The following is a 16344-nucleotide window of genomic DNA, read 5'->3' as shown; positions in this document are numbered from 1 at the left end:
GTCCCCCCATGGTGTTGGGGGTTCCGCCCCCTTCCCCGGGGCCCGCACCCCACAACACCGTGGGTGAACCCACGGTGTGGGAACGCGCGCGGCGTCCAGCGCGGTCCAGCGCGGTCGGGCGTGGTCGGGCGCGGTCCAGCGCGGCACAGCGTGGGCGGCGACTCGGTCACCCGGGCCACCCACGGATCGGTCACAAGAGCCGGATATCCCCGCGTGTTGGGGTTTCTTCATCGGTATGAGAGCAGAGAACCCCTAACTGGGCGGGTAATCCGTTCGTATGGGGTTGGCTGCGTCAGTCGTCGTGCGGGCTGGAGTCGGGGGACCGCGGTCGGCGCTGCGCTCGCCAACGCCGGGTTTGGACAGGTTGTGGTGGGTGTGGAGTGGTTATTGCTTGTTCAAGGCCCCGGGATGGGGTGCACGGTCCCGGGATGGGATGCATGGTCCCGGGCGGGTGTGCGAGGTCGGGGTTGGGTGTGCATGGTCCCGGGTGGGTGCGCACGGTCCCGGGTGGGTGTGCGTGGTCCCGGGTGGGTGTTCGCGGTCCCCGGTAGGAGCTCAAGGGGCCTTGGCTGCGCGGACGCGCGCGGAGTGCGGGTCGGCGCCGATTGCGCGTGCGTGCAAGGATCGGCGGCATGCAGCCCGGACCGCACAACGCGATCACCGATGTCCCTGGAATTCTGGTCGGCCAGGTCGAGCGCACCGACCCGCCGTACCTGACCGGTACCACCGTGGTTTACACACCCGGTACGGCGGTTGCGGGCGTCGACGTCCGCGGTGGCGCACCTGGGACGCGCGAGACCGACCTGCTGTCGCCGGTGAACTCGAACGCTGGTGTCAACGCGATCGTCCTGACCGGCGGCAGCGCGTTCGGGCTGGACACGGCCGGCAGCGTGATGCGCTGGCTCGAGGAGCGTGCCGAGGGCGTCCGGTGTGGTCCGGGCGACCACGACGTCGTGCCGATCGTGCCCACCGCGGTGATTTTCGACCTCGGCCGCGGTGGCGACTTCACCGCGCGCCCGGAGCCGGCCTGGGGAGCGGACGCGATCGCCGCCGCCACCGACGGACCGGTTGCCCTCGGCAACCACGGGGCCGGTGCCGGGGCCCGGGCCAGGTCGCTGAAGGGCGGCGTCGGCTCGGCGAGCGTGCGGCTCGACGACGGTACGACGGTCGGCGCGCTGGTGATCGTGAACGCGGCCGGGTCCGCGATCGACGCCGACGGCAACCTGTACGGCGCCCGCCTCGGTCTGGGCACGGAGTTCGCGCACCTGCGCACCCCGGTCGAGGCGCCGCCACCGGCCGCGCCAGGGCGCAACCTGATCCCCGGTCCGCCGATGAACACGGTAATCGCGGTCGTCGCCACGGACGTACCGCTCGACAAGGCGGCCGCGCAGCGGATGGCGATGGTTGCGCACGACGGGCTGGCGCGGTCGATCGACCCGATCCACACCCTCGTCGACGGCGACAGCATCTTCGCGCTGTCGACCGCTCCGGCCGACGCTCCCCGGCTGACTGTCACCGACACGGCCGCGCTCGCGCAACTGGAGGCGGTGTACGCCGCCGGCGCCCGCACGCTGGGCCGCGCAATCGTGCACGCGATGCTCAACGCCGAGTCGGTGGACACCCCGGCCGGAGCGATCCCCAGCTATCGCGACGCCTTCCCGTCGGCGTTCCGCACCGACTGACGTACGACCTGACCGGAGCGATCCCCAGCTATCGCGACGCCTTCCCGTCGGCGTTCCGCACCGACTGACGTACGACCTGACCGGAGCGATCCCTAGCTACCGCGACGCCTTCCAGCCGGCGTTCCGCACCGACTGACGTACGACCTGACCGGAGCGATCCCCAGCTACCGCGACGCCTTCCAGCCGGCGTTCCGCACCGACTCGTTCCGCACCGACTCGTTCCGCACCGACTGACAGCTGGCGCGGCGTACGACCTGAGTCGTACGCCGCCGCGCCGAAAGGTGCCGGAAGACGACGCCGGAACCGGACCGCGGTCCGACGACGCCCGCTGCGTTGCGCGGAAGGCTTCGGGGTATGAACTTTCAGAGTCCCCAGCCCCAGGTCGTTCTCAGCGGACAGGGCCTGGTCAAGTACTACGGCGATGTGGTCGGTCTGGCCGGTGTGGACGTCGCGGTCCGCTCCGGCGAGGCGCTCGCCGTGATGGGCCCCAGCGGCAACGGCAAGACCACGCTGCTGCATGTGCTCGCCGGCATCCTCACCCCGGATCAGGGTGAGGTCTGGCTGGCGGGTGAACGCGTCGACAAGCTCAGCGACGCCGCCCGGACAGTGCTCCGCCGCCGGCGTCTCGGCTTCGTGTTCCAGGACAACCAGTTGCTCGCCGAACTGCCCGCGGACGAGAACGTTGCCCTGCCGCTGATGGTCGACGGCATGAGCCGGCGGGATGCGATCGGGCGCGCGCGGACGACGCTCGCCCAGGTAGGCCTCGCCGCCGAGGTGAGCCGTCGGCCGGGTGAGCTGTCCGGTGGTCAGGCACAGCGGGTCGCCATCGCACGCGCCCTGGTCGGTGAACCGCAGGTGGTGTTCGCCGACGAGCCGACCGGTGCGCTGGACGCGGCCACCGGCTCCCAGGTCATCGACCTGCTCGTCGGCGCGGCGACGTACCGGGGTGCCGCGGTGGTCGTGGTGACGCATGACAACGCGGTCGCGGCCCGGTGCCACCGCACGCTGCACATCGTCGACGGTCGCGTCAGCGAAGCGATGGGGGTCGCACGATGAACCCGATGACCGACCTCGGGTTGCGGTTCGTTCGGCGCCCCGGGCCGGGTGGGCGCGCCGCCAACCTCGCAGCGTTCGGTGCCACCGCGGTGGTCGCGTTGCTGGTGACGTTCCTGATCGCCGGCTCGCTCGGCTTGTCGCACCGGTCCGAGCGGATCGGGTGGCGCAGTGCCGCGCACGGCGATCCGGCCAATGCCGTCGGCATGATCGAGCTCGACGACCGGCAACGCCTCGACGGTCACTACCTGACCGTCATCGAGCTCGCCACCGTGGGGCAGCAGGAATCGGCGCCACCTCCCGGACTCGACCACACACCGAAGCCCGGCGAGGTGTTCGTCTCGCCGGAGGTCGCCAAGCACTGGTCGAGCCTCGCGGAGCAGTACAAGCTCGACGAACCGACCGGAGTCATCTCCGACAAGGGCCTGTCGTCGCCGGAGGAGTACGTCGTCATCCGGGGCGTCAACATGATCCCCGCGGATCAGAACCCGCAGTACGTGACCAGCTGGAACGAGGACATGTGGGACAGCCGCATGCTCGGCCTGCTGATCGCCGTCGCATTCGGCATCACTCTCGTGCTGTTCCCGATCCTGAGCCTCGTCGGACAGGCAGCTGGCGTCGCGGCGAAGCGCCGTGAGCACCGACTGGCCGCGTTGCGTCTGGCCGGCGCCACCCGGACCCAGGTGCTCTGGCTGAGTTCGGTAGAGCAGGGGGTGCTCGGACTGGCCGGTGGAGTGGTCGGCCTGGTGGGCTACACGCTCCTGAGTCCGTTGATCGCGCGTATCCCGCTCGGTGGTGGTCGCTGGTACGTCAGCGACATCACGGTTCAGTGGTGGACGGTTCTCGTCGTACTGGCCGCCGTACCGGTGCTGTCGGTGATCAGCGCGCTCATTGGGCTGGGGCGGGTCAGCATCACGCCCCTCGGTGTTGTGCGCGGTCAGCGGCGCAAGGGCGTCAGCGTGGTGCGTATCGGGCTGCTGATCGTCGGCCCGGTGATTTTGGCGTACTACGGGATGCAAGCGGCCCTCCTGCCGTTGCTGATCGGTATCGGGTTCGCGGCGCTCGCAGTGCGCATCATCGGGCCGTGGGCGGTACAGCTGGTCGGCAAGCTGATGGCGAAGTCGGCGAACGGCCCGGTGATGCTGCTGGCCGGCCGTCGACTGGTGGACGACCCCAAGGGGGCCTTCCGGCCCGTGGCGGCTCTGGTCCTGTCCGGCTTCGTGACTGGGTTCATCTCGGTGTTCATGCCAGGAGGCCGGGAGGACCCGACGTTCGACGACATGCGCATCGGTGTCGCGCTCCTGCTGTCACTGGTCTTCCTGACCGTCGCGGCCTCCACCGCGGCCGGAGCGGTCGGTACGGCGCTTGATCAGGCGGCACCCGCTCGCGCCTTGCGGCGGTCCGGCGTACCGCTGTCGGTGATCGAGCGATCGGCCCGCGTGGCCGCCGTCGTACCTGTGGTGGGAGTGGGGCTGCCGGTCGTGGGCTTCGGCGCGTTGTGTGGGCTGGCGCTGAGCGGCGGGCAGGTGATCACCGAAGGCAGTTCTGGTCTGCTGCTGCTGATCGGCCAGGTCGTCGCCGGGCTGGCCCTGGTCGCGCTCGCCGGTGCCGCGGGCGCGCCCGTTCTGCGGAAGGCAAGTGCGAACTGATCGCGGTTGTCCACAGGTGAGGGGATTGGGTGAAACGCTCCGGGGCGGGGTCGTGCAAGGATGAGGGCATGCGTGACCTGAATGCACCGGAGCTCGCCGATGCGTCCGCGGAGCTGCGCGACGCGATCGATCGGTGCGGCTACTACCCCGACGTCGTGACCGACTCGCTCGAAGTGGCGATCGCCGGCGAGCCGATCCGGGCCTTCGTGCTGCAGCACGAGCCGACGTTCGACCGGGACGAGGTCCGGCGGCACATCACCATCCTGGCGCTCACCCCGACCCGGCTGATTGTCGGCCACACCGACGAGCACGCCGCCGACGAGCTGATCCGCGCGCCGTACGCGTCGACCTCGACCGAGGCGATCCCGCTGCACCGGGTGAATGCGGTTGTCGTCAACCGCGTGGTGCCGAATCCGGCCGGCTACGCCAAGGGCAAGTCCGACCCGGCGGTGGCCGGCGGCGGCGAGGTGGTGCTGACCATCGGCTGGGGCATGGTGAACCGGATCGACCTGGAGCCGGCCGTCTGCGCCGACCCGAACTGCGAGGCCGACCACGGCTACACCGGCTCGGTCGCCGCGGACGACATCTCGCTGCGGATCAGCGCCGCGGCGGACGGTCCGGCCGGGATCCAGCAGGTGCTCGAGTTCGCCAAGGCGCTGTCGTTCGCGACCAGCAGGTAGTGCCGTGATCCCAGCAGTGTCCCCGCAGTACGGCGGCGGCGCGCTCGCCGATGTGCTGCCCTCGGTGGCCGGGGCGCTGTCGGTTCCCGGCGAGACCGACGTACTCGGCCTGCCGCCCGCGTCCCGTTACGCCGTCCTGCTCTTCGACGGACTCGGCTGGAACAACCTGCAGCGGTACGCCCATGCCGCGCCGTACCTGTCCGCGCTGATGGCGAAGGGCCGCAGCCTGACGGCCGGGGTGCCGTCCACGACGGCGGTCAGCCTGACCAGCCTCGGCACCGGCCTGCCGCCAGGCGCCCACGGCATCGTCGGCTACACCTCGATCGTCCCGGAGACCGGTGACCTGCTGAACATGCTGGCCTGGGACGCTCCGGTCGACCCGCGCCGCTGGCAGCCGCACGGGACGGTCTTCGACCGCGCCGCGGCGGCCGGAGTCGCCACGCGTAATGTGAGCAAGGCGCGGTTCGACTCGTCGGGGCTCACCGCCGCCGCGTTCCGCGGAAGTGCGCACCGTGGGGCCGACACGATCGAGGACCGCCTGGACGCGACCCGGTTCGCGAGTCGCGAGGGCAAGTCGTCGCTGGTGTACGTGTACGACTCGCAGCTCGACTACATCGGCCACCAGCAGGGCTGCGACTCGTGGCAGTGGGAGAAGGAACTGAGCGCGGCCGACACGTTCGCGCAGCAGGTCCGGTCCGCGCTGCCGCGGGACGCCGTACTGCTCGTCGTCGCCGACCACGGGATGATCGACGTCGCACCCGAGTACCGCGTGGACCTGGACACTGAGCCCGCGCTGACCGAGGGCGTGGCGCTGGTCGGCGGTGAGTCACGGTTCCGGCATCTGTACTGCGTTCCCGGCGCCGAGGGCGATGTCCTGGCGACGTATCGGGAGCGCCTGGGGGACAAGGCGCTGGTGTTGCCGCGCGCCGAGGCGGTCGCGCGTGGCTGGTTCGGGCCGGTCGTCGAGGACCGTGTGCTGCCACGGCTCGGCGACGTAGTGGTCGCGGCGCTCGGACCGCTCGCGCTGGTCGCCAGTCAGCGGGCGGCGCAAGAGGCCGGCCTGATCGGGCTGCACGGCTCGTTGAGCGCCGACGAGATGGAAATCCCGCTCCTCGTCGACACCGGTCAGTGACCACCGGACAGGTCAGAAACTCCAGACGTTCCAGAAGAAGCTCGTGCGGGCGGTCTTTGCCTGCCCGTCGCGCGCCGTGACCGTGACCTTGTAGCGGCCCGCACCGGGCTCGAGGACGCCGGTGATCCACCCGCGCTCGCGGTCGATGGACAGGCCAGGCGGCAGACCGGTCGCCGAGTAGCTGATCGCACCGGAGCCGCCGGTGCCCTTCATCAGCAGCGGGACCGCCGGCAGCGTACCGAAGCTGAGCTGCTCGGACGGCTCGGTGATCGTGATCGCGCCCTGCGGTTGCGCGGGTGCGGCGCCGACCGCCTCGGCGGCGTCGACCATTCCCTCGCCGTAGTACGAGTTGTTGCCGGCGGTGCCGACGCACTCACCGGAGGCTCCGGGCGGGCAGGCGAGGTCGTTGGCCTGCTGCGCAAGGCGCTCGCGGACCTTGGCCGGGGTCAGCTTCGGGTCCACGCTGCGGAGCAGGGCTGCGACACCGGCGACATGCGGCGACGCCATCGACGTACCGTCGAGGTTCTTGTAGCCGCCGCCCGGCACGGTCGAGAACACCGCCTGGCCAGGCGCCGCGAGGTGGATCTTGTTCTGACCGTAGTTCGAGAACGACGTCTTCCGGCTGCTGGGGTCGACGGCGGCGACCACGACCACGTTCGGCAGTTCGGTCGGCAGACTGAGGCAGTCGTTGGTGATGGTCCGGTCGGTTGTGGTCGAGTCGTTCGGGCTGCTGTCGTCGCTGGTCTTGTTGGCCAGGTCGTAGTTCTCGTTGCCGGCCGCCGCAACGTTGACGACCCCCTTGCTCTCCGAGTACGCGACCGCGCGGCGGACCGCCTCGACGATCGCGTCCTGGTCCTTGTCACTCGGGCAGTTGAACAGCCACGGGTCGACGTAGTAGCTGTTGTTGGTCACCGACACGCCCTTGTCGGCGGCGAACATGAACGAGCACACCGTGTTCTCGGGAAAGAACAACTCGCTCCCGGGCTCGGCCACGCGGATCGACGACACCTTCACGCCGGGCGCGACGCCGATCATGCCGATGCCGTTCCGCACGCCCGCGATCGTGCCGGCCACATGGGTACCGTGCTCACCGACCGGGCGCCAGGCCCCCGGGCGGGTGTCGGCCTTGCCGTACGCGCAGGAGGCCGACTTGGCCGGGTCGAAGTTCGCCTTCAGATCGGGGTGCTGGTCGTCGACGCCGGTGTCCAGCACGCCGACGGTCACGTTCTTCGAGCCCGGGTCCTTCGTCCAGGCCTGGTCGGCGCCGATCAGCGTCATGTCCGTCCGGTCCCGCTCCGGAAGGGTCGTCGGTGTCTCGGCGACCGCGGGCGGCACCGCCGGGTTCGCAGCGTCCGCGGGCACGTCGGACGTCCGGGTCGCACCGGCCTTCTGGACGCCGTCGACGGCGCGCAGTTTGTCCGCGAAGCCGTCGGTCGCCGAATGCGCGACGATCACGCCGATCGCGTCGTACGTCGCATAGACCGTGCCGCCGTTCTGCGTGATCGCCGCGGTCGCCTTCGCGGTCTGGCCGGCGGCCGTGATCACGAAGTACGCGCGCAGCCCAGCGGCCGACCGGACCGGGAAGGTCTCCCCGGCGGCGTCGGCGGGCACGGTGGCGGTGACCGTCAACAGGGTCGCCAGAACGAGAAGCAAGGCTTTGCGCACATTCCATTCAAACTGACCCGAGGTCCAGAACCCAACCCGCCCCGGGAGCGGCGCCCGCGACACACCCCGGAGTGCGCGGCGGACCGTTGACTTGGCAGGATGTGCGCCCGTGGCGGAGCTCCTGTATTTCACCGGGACGATGGACTGCGGCAAGTCGACACTGGCGCTGCAGATGGATCACAACCACAAGGCGCGGGGGAGGCAAGGGAGAATCTTCACCAGCCACGACCGGGCCGGGGACTCGGTGCTGTCGTCGCGACTCGGCCTGTCCGCCGAGGCGGTCGAGGTGCGGGCCGAGTTCGACTTCTGGGACTACGTCGTCGGCGAGCTGACGCGCGGTGGACGGATCGACTACGTGGTGTGCGACGAGGCGCAGTTCTACAGCCCGCTGCAGATCGAGCAGCTCGCGCGCCTGGTCGACGAACTGCAGGTCGACGTGTTCTGCTTCGGCATCCTGACCGACTTCCGGGCGACGCTGTTCCCGGGTTCGGCGCGGCTGGTCGAGCTCGCCGACCGGATGGAACTGCTGCAGGTCGAGGCGTTGTGCTGGTGCGGTGAACGGGCCACGCACAACGCCCGTACGATCGGTGGAGAGATGGTGACCGAGGGCGAGCAGTTGGTGGTGGGCGACATGGAGACGCGTGACCACGAGGTGTCGTACGAGGTCCTGTGCCGGCGGCACCACCGCCGCCGTCTCACCCAGGCCCGCGCGCGAGCCACCCTGTCACCCGAAGTCCTGCCGTTCGGAGGAGCTGCCTCATGAACGAGCGGAGCGAGTTCATCAACAAGTACAGCGTGGACCGTGCCTCGTCCGCGCCCGGAGCGAAGCGAGGACGCGGATGAGTGGGCTGGTCACTGTTGCGGAGTCGCGGGCGCTGGAGCCGGCTCCGGTGCTTGCCGACGTGACGTGGAACTTGGCCGGTCCGCACGGCCGGACCGCGTACGACGCGGGTCACTTGCCCGGGGCGTACTTCGTGGACCTCGACACCGAGCTCGCCGCTCCGCCCGGCCCCGGCCGGCACCCGTTGCCGAGTGCAACCACTGTGACCGCGACGTTCGCGCGGCTGGGGATCAGCGCCGCCGACACCCCGGTGGTCGTGTACGACGCGGCGAACGCGATGGCGGCGGCCCGCGCCTGGTGGGTCTTCCGCTACTTCGGCCTGACGAACGTCAGGGTCCTGGACGGCGGGCTCGCCGCCTGGCGGGCTGCTGGGGGAGAGGTCACGACGGAGGTGCCGGCCGAGGGCGCCGGCACCTTCACCGCGACTCCCGGTCACTTGCCACTGCTCGACGCCGACGGTGCCGCCGCGGTCGCGGCCAAGGGCATCCTGCTCGACGCGCGCGCCCCGGAACGCTTCGCCGGTGAGGTCGAGCCGATGGACCCGGTCGCCGGACATATCCCGGGTGCCGTGAACGCCCCGACGACCGCCAACGTCGACGAGAATGGCCGGTTCCTGCCGGCCGCCGATCTCCGCGCCCGGTTCACTTCGCTCGGCGTCACTCCCGATGCCGAGGTTGGTGTGTACTGCGGCTCCGGCGTCACTGCTGCGCACGAGGCACTGGCGCTGGAGTCCGCGGGGATTCCGGCGACCGTGTACATCGGCAGCTGGTCGGAGTGGATCACCGACCCCGAGCGCCCGGTGGCGACGGGCCGGGACTGATCACCAGGCCAGCGGCCCGACACGATCCTCGAAGGTCGCGGTCGGTCCGTCCGGGCCGATCGTGGCCATCCGGACGATCACGTCGGTCCCCTCGGTGACCGTCAGCTGACCCCTGTGCTGGTTCATGTCGGTCGCGGCGAACGTCTGCTTCTCGGTCTCGCCCGGCGTGATGGCGTTGAACTTGATGCCGGGTAAGGCCTGGGCGTACCGCACGGTGAGCATGTTGAGCGCCGCCTTCGACGTGCTGTAGGCGAGCTCGTACATCTTCGCCACCGGCTGCGTGGGATCCAGGACGACGCTGAACGCCCCGCCGGCGCTCGACACCATCACCACGCGCGGGTGTGCGGCCGCCTGCAACAACGGCAGAAACGCGTGCGTCACCCGGACCGGCCCGTACACGTTCACGTCGTACACCGCGTGCAGCTCGTCCGCCGTCGCCTCGGCCGGATGCGTCACGTTGCCCGGGGCACCCGCATTGTTGATGAGTACGTCGAGCCGCTCGGTGTGCCGCCGTACGACGGACATCGCGGCCGCCACCGACTCGTCGGAGGTGACGTCGAGCTGCACCGGTACGACGTCGACGCCGTCCGCGGCGAGCTTCTCGGCCGCCGCCCGGCCGCGTTCCTCGTCCCGCGAGCCCAGGAAGACCTTCCATCCCAGTCCACCGAGCCGTCGCGCCGACTCGAGGCCGAGTCCCTTGTTCGCCCCGGTGATCAGCACTGTCGTCTGCTGTGTGTTCGTCATGCCCAGGAGATGCCGGCGGCGGGTCGGCTGTGACGGTTGCGGCCCGTGAACTGGGCCACAGGATTCGGCTCTCGCTGTAAGGGTTGACGTCGCGAGAGGCCTGCGGGAGGGTGAGAGAGAAATCGATTTCCCATCGAACCGCCCCTGTTGCTGTTGGGAGTCACGGATGACGATGAAGCGCTCCACTTTCCTCCGCGCCGCCGTCGGCGCCGGCGTGCTGGCCGCCGTACCGAACGCCGTACCGCGACAGGCCCTGGCCGGGAGCCAGGCGGTGCTGACGAACAAGGTTGCGGATCTGACCGGCCCGGGTCTGACCGACCGGTTCCGAATGGCCGCGACCGACCTCGGCATTCCGGCGCGGACGCCCGACGGGCGGTTGCTGTTCATGTTCGGCGACACCTTCGAGGAGCCCCGGGTCGGCGGCGGCTGGTGGCGCTCGCCGGTCGCGTTGTGGTCCACCACCGCGGATCTGAACGGCGGCGTGCGGTGGTCCGGCGCGGTCGGGGGAGACGCGGCGCAGCAGCTGTGGGACTACCCGCACGACAACCCGACGTTCTCGACCGTACTGCCGTCGGACGTGATCACGATCGGCGGGTCGATGTACCTGCACGCGATGGTCAACAAAGGCCTCGGGAATGTGGTCTGGACCGAGATCTGGCGCTCGGACAACTCGGGCGCGACCTGGTACCACACCGGCGCGAAGTTCGATCCGAACATCGACGGCGGGATGTTCCAGCTGCTCACCTGGGGCCTCGGCAACGACGGGTACGTGTACGTCTACTCGACCGGCTTCCAGCGCAACAAGCCGATCATCCTGAAGCGCGTACGGGCCGAGAACATCGCGAACCCGGGAGCGTACGAGCCATGGGGCTATCGCGACGGCGTCTGGGCATGGGGCAATCCGGCGACGCCGATCCTGTCCGGGAGCTTCGGTGAGATGAGCCTGCGTCCGCTCGGCGGCAAGTGGGTGCTGACCTGGTTCAACGCCGGCGACTACCGGATCGACGGCATCATCATGGACACGCCGACGTCCAACCTCTACACGGCGTACCGGCAGACGCTGATCTACGGCGGCGCCTGGGGGTCGGAGGACGACAACCACGTCGCCCAGTTGTACGGCGGGTACGTGATCCCCGGCTCCACGCTGTCCGACCTGCATCTCTCGGTCAGCCAGTGGAACACCGCCGAGGGCTGGCCGTACCGCGTGATGCAGTTCCGCGTCCGCGGCTTCGGGTAAGGCTCAACCAGAGGTCGAGTCCGGCTGGAGGTCGAGGATCATCGTGTCGGACGTGCCGTTGACGCCGACCTTGCGGAAGCCGAACGACTCGTAGAGCTTGCGCGCCACGTTGCCCGGATCGACGCTGAGTGAGAGTTGCCGGTACGACGCGGCGCGCGCCTGCGCGATCAACTCGGCGAGCAGGGCCCGTGCGACACCGCGCCGCCGGAACTCGGGGGAGACGCCCAGCGAGAGCTCGGGTACGTCGTCCGCCACGTACCCGTAGCCGGGCCGATCGGCGGTGAGTGCCCGCGCCCAGGCTGCGCCGGCCCGCTCGCCGTCGATCTCGGCGACGACGCCGAAGTCGTTCGCGCGCGGCCACGCGTCGACGTACCGCACGGCGTGGTCGTCGGATCGCAGCCTCTCCTCGTCGAAGCTCGGCGTCCCGTCCCAGTTGTACGCCTCGAGCAACATCTGGATCAGGAACGGCAGGTCGTCGGCGGTCGCGGGTCGAAGCTGCATGCCGCCATCCTGACGCCGTACTCCGACCGGCTCCAGTCGTTTTGCGCGAGGATCACACACGGTCGACGAAGTTCCTGCCCGCTGGGAGATCTCCAGGTCTGAAGCGAAACCGTTACTGCGCTCGTCGTCCCTGACCTCTTGAGTAAGTAACACGCTTGGTTTAACTTACTCGGCACTTGGTCGGTGTGTGGCTCAGAGCACACCGGCGGCATCCGGACCTGAGGAGTTCCGATGACGAGAGTGAGCAGGTGGGGCCGGCGTGGGGTGGTCCTGGGGGCGGCCGGCCTGATGCTCGTGGCGGCGGGCTGCGCGAAGGCGGACCCGGCCGCGTCCGGTGGGACCGGCGGCGCCGGCGGCGAGATCGACGAGAACGCGCCGGTGACGATCACGGTCGGGGACCGCCCGACGCCGGACAAGCCGAACGACATCAAGGCGTTCGAGCAGAAGATCAAGGACTTCACCGCGAAGTACCCGAACATCACGGTGAAGTCGACCGAGACCAAGTGGGAGGCTCAGACCTTCCAGGCCCAGGTGGCCGGCGGCACGCTGCCGACGGTGATGAACATCAGCTTCACCGAGCCGGCCAACATGATCCCGAACAAGCAGCTCCCGGACATCACCGACGAGCTCAAGCTGGTCGACCTGACCAAGGACCTGAACCCGAATGTGCTGAAGATCGTCCAGGACGCGAACGGACGGATCTACGGCGTCCCGATCGACGTCTTCTCAGTCGGCCTGGCCTACAACCGGGCGCTGTTCCAGCAGGCCGGACTCGACCCGGACAAGCCGCCGACGACGTGGGACGAGGTCCGCCAGTACGCGAAGCAGATCAGCGAGAAGACCGGCAAGGCGGGCTACGCGCAGCTCACCACGAACAACACCGGCGGCTGGATGCTGACCACGATGACGTACAGCATGGGCGGCAGCGTGGAGAGCCCGGACGGCAAGCAGAGCACGTTCAACGACGCGCCGACGAAGAAGGCGCTGCAGCTGCTGAAGGACATGCGCTGGACCGACAACTCGATGGGCAGCCGGTTCCTCTACAACCAGGAAGAGGTCCGGCAGGACTTCGCGGCCGGGAAGATCGGGATGGTCATGCAGGCGCCGGACGCCTACGACATGACCGTGAAGAACTTCGGGATGAAGCCCGCCGACTACGGCCACGGCGCGCTGCCGCAGGACGGCGGCCCGCACGGCACGCTGACCGGTGGCTCGCTGAAGATGATCAGCCCGAAGGCGACCAAAAACGAGATCGTCGCGGCACTGAAGTGGATCAAGTTCGACCAGTTCGACAAATACACGTCCGAGGCGCAGGCGGTGCAGGACGCGAAGACCACGATCGCGGACAAGGGTTTCGTCGGCCGGCCCGGCATCACGCCGCTCAGCCAGGAGACCTACGACCAGTACAACAAGTGGCGCGAGCCGTACGTGAACGTGCCGGTCAAGCAGTTCCAGGGCTACATCGACTCGACCACGAGCCTGAAGCTGCTGCCTGAACCGTCGAACAAGGGTCAGGAGGTCTACTCGCTGCTCGATCCGGTCGTCCAGCAGGTGCTGACCAAGAAGGACGCGGACATCGACAAGCTGCTGAGCGACACTGCCGCGAAGGTCGACGCCCGCCTGGCCCGGTAGCGGCGCGGTCGATTCATGTTCCAGCAGAGAACCTCACACAAGCCCGGCCGGAGCGTTGCCGTCTGGTACCGCTCCGGCGGGCTCAGCGCCGTCGTCTTCGCGCTGCCGCTGGTCCTGATCTTCCTGTACTTCTCCTGGGGGCCGATCCTCCGCGGGCTGGTGCTCAGCTTCCAGAAGAACAACCTGGTCCAGCCGCCCGAGTGGGTCGGGATGTCGAACTTCAGCTACGTGCTGACCGACCCGCAGCTCCCGCAGGCGGCCCTGAACACGCTGTACTTCGCGTTCCTGGCACTGATCTTCGGGTTCCCGGTGCCACTGTTCCTGGCGGTCTTCATCAGCGAGCTGCGCAAGACCGGCTGGCTGTACAACGTGCTGTCCTACCTGCCCGCCGTCGTCCCGCCGGTGGCCGCAATCCTGTTGTGGACGTTCTTCTACGACCCGAGCGGTTCGGGGGTGTTCAACGCGATCCTCGGCTGGTTCGGGATCGGGCCGTTCGCCTGGCTGAACTCGCAGACGCTGGCGATGCCCGCGATCGTGCTCGAGGCCACCTGGGCGGGTGCCGGCGCGACGTCGATCATCTACCTGGCCGCGCTCACCGGCGTACGGACCGAGCTCTACGAGGCGGCCGAACTGGACGGGGCGGGGATCTGGAGCCGGGTCTGGCACGTCACGCTGCCGCAGATCCGCGGAATCATCCTGATCATGATGCTGCTGCAGCTGATCGGCACGTTCCAGGTGTTCACCGAGCCGTTCCTGTTCACCGGCGGCGGCCCGAACAACGCGACCACGACGATCCTGCTGCTGATCTACCGGTACGCGTTCATCAACGGAGACTTCGGTGCCGCGACCGCGCTCAGCGTGCTGCTCGCCGGGGTGCTGTGCGTGCTGTCGGTCGGCTACCACTTCGCCACTCGTCGCTGGAGTACGACATGAGTCATGAACGCGGCATCATCTCGACGGCGGACCGTCAGCGTGGCCTGATCCGGTACGGCCTGCCCGCTGTTCAGGTGCTGATCTTCATCGGCGTACTGATCGCCGGTGTCGGGCCGCTGCTGTGGCTGCTGAAGTCCGGTGTCTCGACCAGCCAGGACATCCTCCGCGGCCCGATGCAGCTGTGGCCGTCGGGCATCCAGCCGCAGAACATCCCGGACGCGTGGAACCGGGTGCAGATCGGCGCGTACCTGGGCAACACCGCGTTCATCGCGATCGGCTCGATGCTCTCGACGCTGTTCGTGTGCACGACGGGAGCGTTCGTGCTCAGCATCCTGCGCCCGAGATGGGGGCCGGTGCTGACCGGCGCCGTCCTCGCAACGCTGTTTCTGCCCGGCGTCATCTCGCTCGTCCCGCTCTACATGACGATCCTCAAGATGCCGTTGCTCGGGATCAGCCTGCAGAACACCTTCTGGGCGGTCTGGCTGCCGTCGGCGGCGGGTGCGTTCAACGTGCTGGTGATGAAACGGTACTTCGACTCGATCCCGCGTGAGCTGATCGAGGCGGCCCGGATCGACGGTGCGAGCAACCTGCGGCTGTTCACGGCGCTGATCCTGCCGTTGTCGAAGCCGATCGTCGGCGTGGTCGCGCTGCTGACCGTGATCGGCTCGTGGAAGGATTACCTGTGGCCGTTGCTCGTGCTGCCCGATCCTCGCCTGCAGCCGATCTCGGTCGCGCTGCCCCGGGTGGCCAAGACCACCGAGATCTCGCTGCAGATGAGCGCGCTGTTCCTCGCGGTGCTGATCCCGGTGGTGCTGTTCCTGCTGTTCCAGAAGCAGTTCCTGCGCGGGGTAGGCATGGCCGGGGGTATCAAGGAATGAGTGAGCACAGTAGTGAGCACAGTGAGTGAACTGAACGGCCGGCGGGTGCTGGTCACGGGGGCCGCCGGCCGCATCGGACGGACCACGGTCGAGCATCTGAACGCGCTCGGCGCGAAGGTGACCGCGTTGAGCAACATCGAGCATCCGGACCTGAAGGCTGACCGGATCCTGATCGGCGACACGCGGTCGGAGACGGATGTGGCGCGGGCGCTCGAGGGTGTCGAGTACGTCGTCCATCTGGCGGCGCTGCCCCATCCGTCGGCGGGGACGCCGTACGACGTGTTCTCGATCAACGTGGTGTCGACGTTCAACGTGCTCGCGCAGGCTGGTGCGCTCGGGATCGACAGGGCGGTGATCGCGAGCAGCATCAACGCGACGGGCGTGCCGTTCAATCCGCACGAGATCCGTCCGCCGTACTTCCCGTGGGACGAGCAGGCGCCGACCGACGTCGCCGATCCGTACTCGCTGTCGAAGCAGACCGACGAGAACACTGCGCGGGCGGCGTGGCGGCGGTTCGGGATCGACGTGGTCGCCTTCCGTTTCCCGCATGTGAACTCGGCGGAGGCGCTGGGGAAGATGTCCGAGCACGCCCGCGAGCACCCCGGCAGCGGTGTCCGGGAGGCGTGGAGTTATCTGGACACGCGTGATGCGGCGTACGCCGTCGAACTCGGGCTGACCGCGCCGCTGTCCGGCGCGCACACCTTCTTCGTGACCGCGAGCACCACGATCGCGCCGTATGCGACCGACGATCTGCTGGATGCCTACGCGCCGGAGGTGCCGCGGGCGCGCCGGTTCGCCGGCCGCGAGGTGCCGATCGACCTGAGCGCCGTACGGACGGTGCTGGGCTTCGCGGCCCGGCACGAACTGGATTTGCCTACTTTGAGTCTGGAGCACTGA

At 69.0% G+C, this 16344-nt stretch carries 15 protein-coding genes; 12 read left to right on the top strand and 3 right to left on the bottom strand.

What is annotated here, in order from left to right; translation table 11 throughout:
* Positions 1–632 precede the first annotated feature (632 nt).
* The 5 genes from AB0B82_RS07280 to AB0B82_RS07260 all read left to right on the top strand — a co-directional run bounded on the left by AB0B82_RS07280 (position 633) and on the right by AB0B82_RS07260 (position 6196).
* Positions 633–1682, top strand: coding sequence for a P1 family peptidase (locus tag AB0B82_RS07280; protein WP_360163636.1), 1050 nt, complete (start codon positions 633–635; stop codon positions 1680–1682).
* A 354-nt stretch (positions 1683–2036) separates the two neighbouring features.
* On the top strand, positions 2037–2738 hold the full coding sequence (locus AB0B82_RS07275) for an ABC transporter ATP-binding protein (RefSeq protein ID WP_360163634.1): 702 nt from the start codon (positions 2037–2039) through the stop codon (positions 2736–2738).
* A 5-nt stretch (positions 2739–2743) separates the two neighbouring features.
* Positions 2744–4384, top strand: a complete 1641-nt coding sequence (locus AB0B82_RS07270; RefSeq protein ID WP_360163632.1) for an FtsX-like permease family protein — start codon at positions 2744–2746, stop codon at positions 4382–4384.
* A 68-nt stretch (positions 4385–4452) separates the two neighbouring features.
* Positions 4453–5064 (top strand): DUF5998 family protein, encoded by a 612-nt coding sequence (locus AB0B82_RS07265; RefSeq protein ID WP_360163630.1) that lies wholly within the window; start codon positions 4453–4455, stop codon positions 5062–5064.
* A 4-nt stretch (positions 5065–5068) separates the two neighbouring features.
* Positions 5069–6196 (top strand): nucleotide pyrophosphatase/phosphodiesterase family protein, encoded by a 1128-nt coding sequence (locus AB0B82_RS07260; RefSeq protein WP_360163628.1) that lies wholly within the window; start codon positions 5069–5071, stop codon positions 6194–6196.
* A 12-nt stretch (positions 6197–6208) separates the two neighbouring features.
* Here AB0B82_RS07260 and AB0B82_RS07255 read toward each other — a convergent pair whose 3' ends face one another.
* Positions 6209–7849 carry a S8 family serine peptidase gene (locus AB0B82_RS07255; protein WP_360163626.1) on the bottom strand — a complete coding sequence of 547 codons (1641 nt, stop codon included), beginning with the start codon at positions 7847–7849 and terminating at the stop codon, positions 6209–6211.
* Between the two features lie 121 nt (positions 7850–7970).
* On the opposite strand from AB0B82_RS07255, the gene AB0B82_RS07250 reads away from it, so the two are divergent.
* Together AB0B82_RS07250 and AB0B82_RS07245 are read left to right on the top strand one after the other, a co-directional pair.
* Positions 7971–8624, top strand: a complete 654-nt coding sequence (locus AB0B82_RS07250; protein ID WP_360163624.1) for a thymidine kinase — start codon at positions 7971–7973, stop codon at positions 8622–8624.
* A 76-nt stretch (positions 8625–8700) separates the two neighbouring features.
* Positions 8701–9522 carry a sulfurtransferase gene (locus AB0B82_RS07245; protein WP_360163622.1) on the top strand — a complete coding sequence of 274 codons (822 nt, stop codon included), beginning with the start codon at positions 8701–8703 and terminating at the stop codon, positions 9520–9522.
* Here AB0B82_RS07245 and AB0B82_RS07240 read toward each other — a convergent pair whose 3' ends face one another.
* Positions 9523–10266, bottom strand: coding sequence for an SDR family NAD(P)-dependent oxidoreductase (locus AB0B82_RS07240; protein WP_360163620.1), 744 nt, complete (start codon positions 10264–10266; stop codon positions 9523–9525).
* A 166-nt stretch (positions 10267–10432) separates the two neighbouring features.
* Between AB0B82_RS07240 and AB0B82_RS07235 the strand changes: the two genes are divergently transcribed.
* Positions 10433–11503, top strand: a complete 1071-nt coding sequence (locus tag AB0B82_RS07235; protein ID WP_360163618.1) for a DUF4185 domain-containing protein — start codon at positions 10433–10435, stop codon at positions 11501–11503.
* A gap of 3 nt (positions 11504–11506) precedes the next feature.
* On the opposite strand, the gene AB0B82_RS07230 is transcribed toward AB0B82_RS07235, so the two are convergent.
* Positions 11507–12004, bottom strand: coding sequence for a GNAT family N-acetyltransferase (locus AB0B82_RS07230; RefSeq protein ID WP_360163616.1), 498 nt, complete (start codon positions 12002–12004; stop codon positions 11507–11509).
* A 231-nt stretch (positions 12005–12235) separates the two neighbouring features.
* Here AB0B82_RS07230 and AB0B82_RS07225 point away from each other — a divergent pair, with 231 nt between their 5' ends.
* From AB0B82_RS07225 to AB0B82_RS07210, 4 genes are read left to right on the top strand one after another with little or no spacing between them, the layout of a single operon-like run.
* Positions 12236–13636, top strand: a complete 1401-nt coding sequence (locus tag AB0B82_RS07225) for an extracellular solute-binding protein (RefSeq protein WP_360163614.1) — start codon at positions 12236–12238, stop codon at positions 13634–13636.
* Positions 13637–13651: 15 nt separating this feature from the next.
* Positions 13652–14569, top strand: a complete 918-nt coding sequence (locus tag AB0B82_RS07220; protein WP_360163612.1) for a sugar ABC transporter permease — start codon at positions 13652–13654, stop codon at positions 14567–14569.
* Positions 14566–15447 carry a carbohydrate ABC transporter permease gene (locus tag AB0B82_RS07215; RefSeq protein WP_360163610.1) on the top strand — a complete coding sequence of 294 codons (882 nt, stop codon included), beginning with the start codon at positions 14566–14568 and terminating at the stop codon, positions 15445–15447. The genes AB0B82_RS07220 and AB0B82_RS07215 overlap by 4 nt, the downstream gene beginning before the upstream one ends.
* Entirely contained in the window at positions 15448–16344 is an 897-nt protein-coding gene (locus AB0B82_RS07210) for an NAD(P)-dependent oxidoreductase (protein ID WP_360163608.1), read from the top strand. It begins immediately after the preceding gene.

It is taken from the genome of Kribbella sp. NPDC048915 (assembly GCF_040649595.1).
Taxonomy (GTDB): domain Bacteria; phylum Actinomycetota; class Actinomycetes; order Propionibacteriales; family Kribbellaceae; genus Kribbella.
Note: the sequence above shows the minus strand (reverse complement) of the source record. Positions and strands in the feature narration are given on the sequence as shown.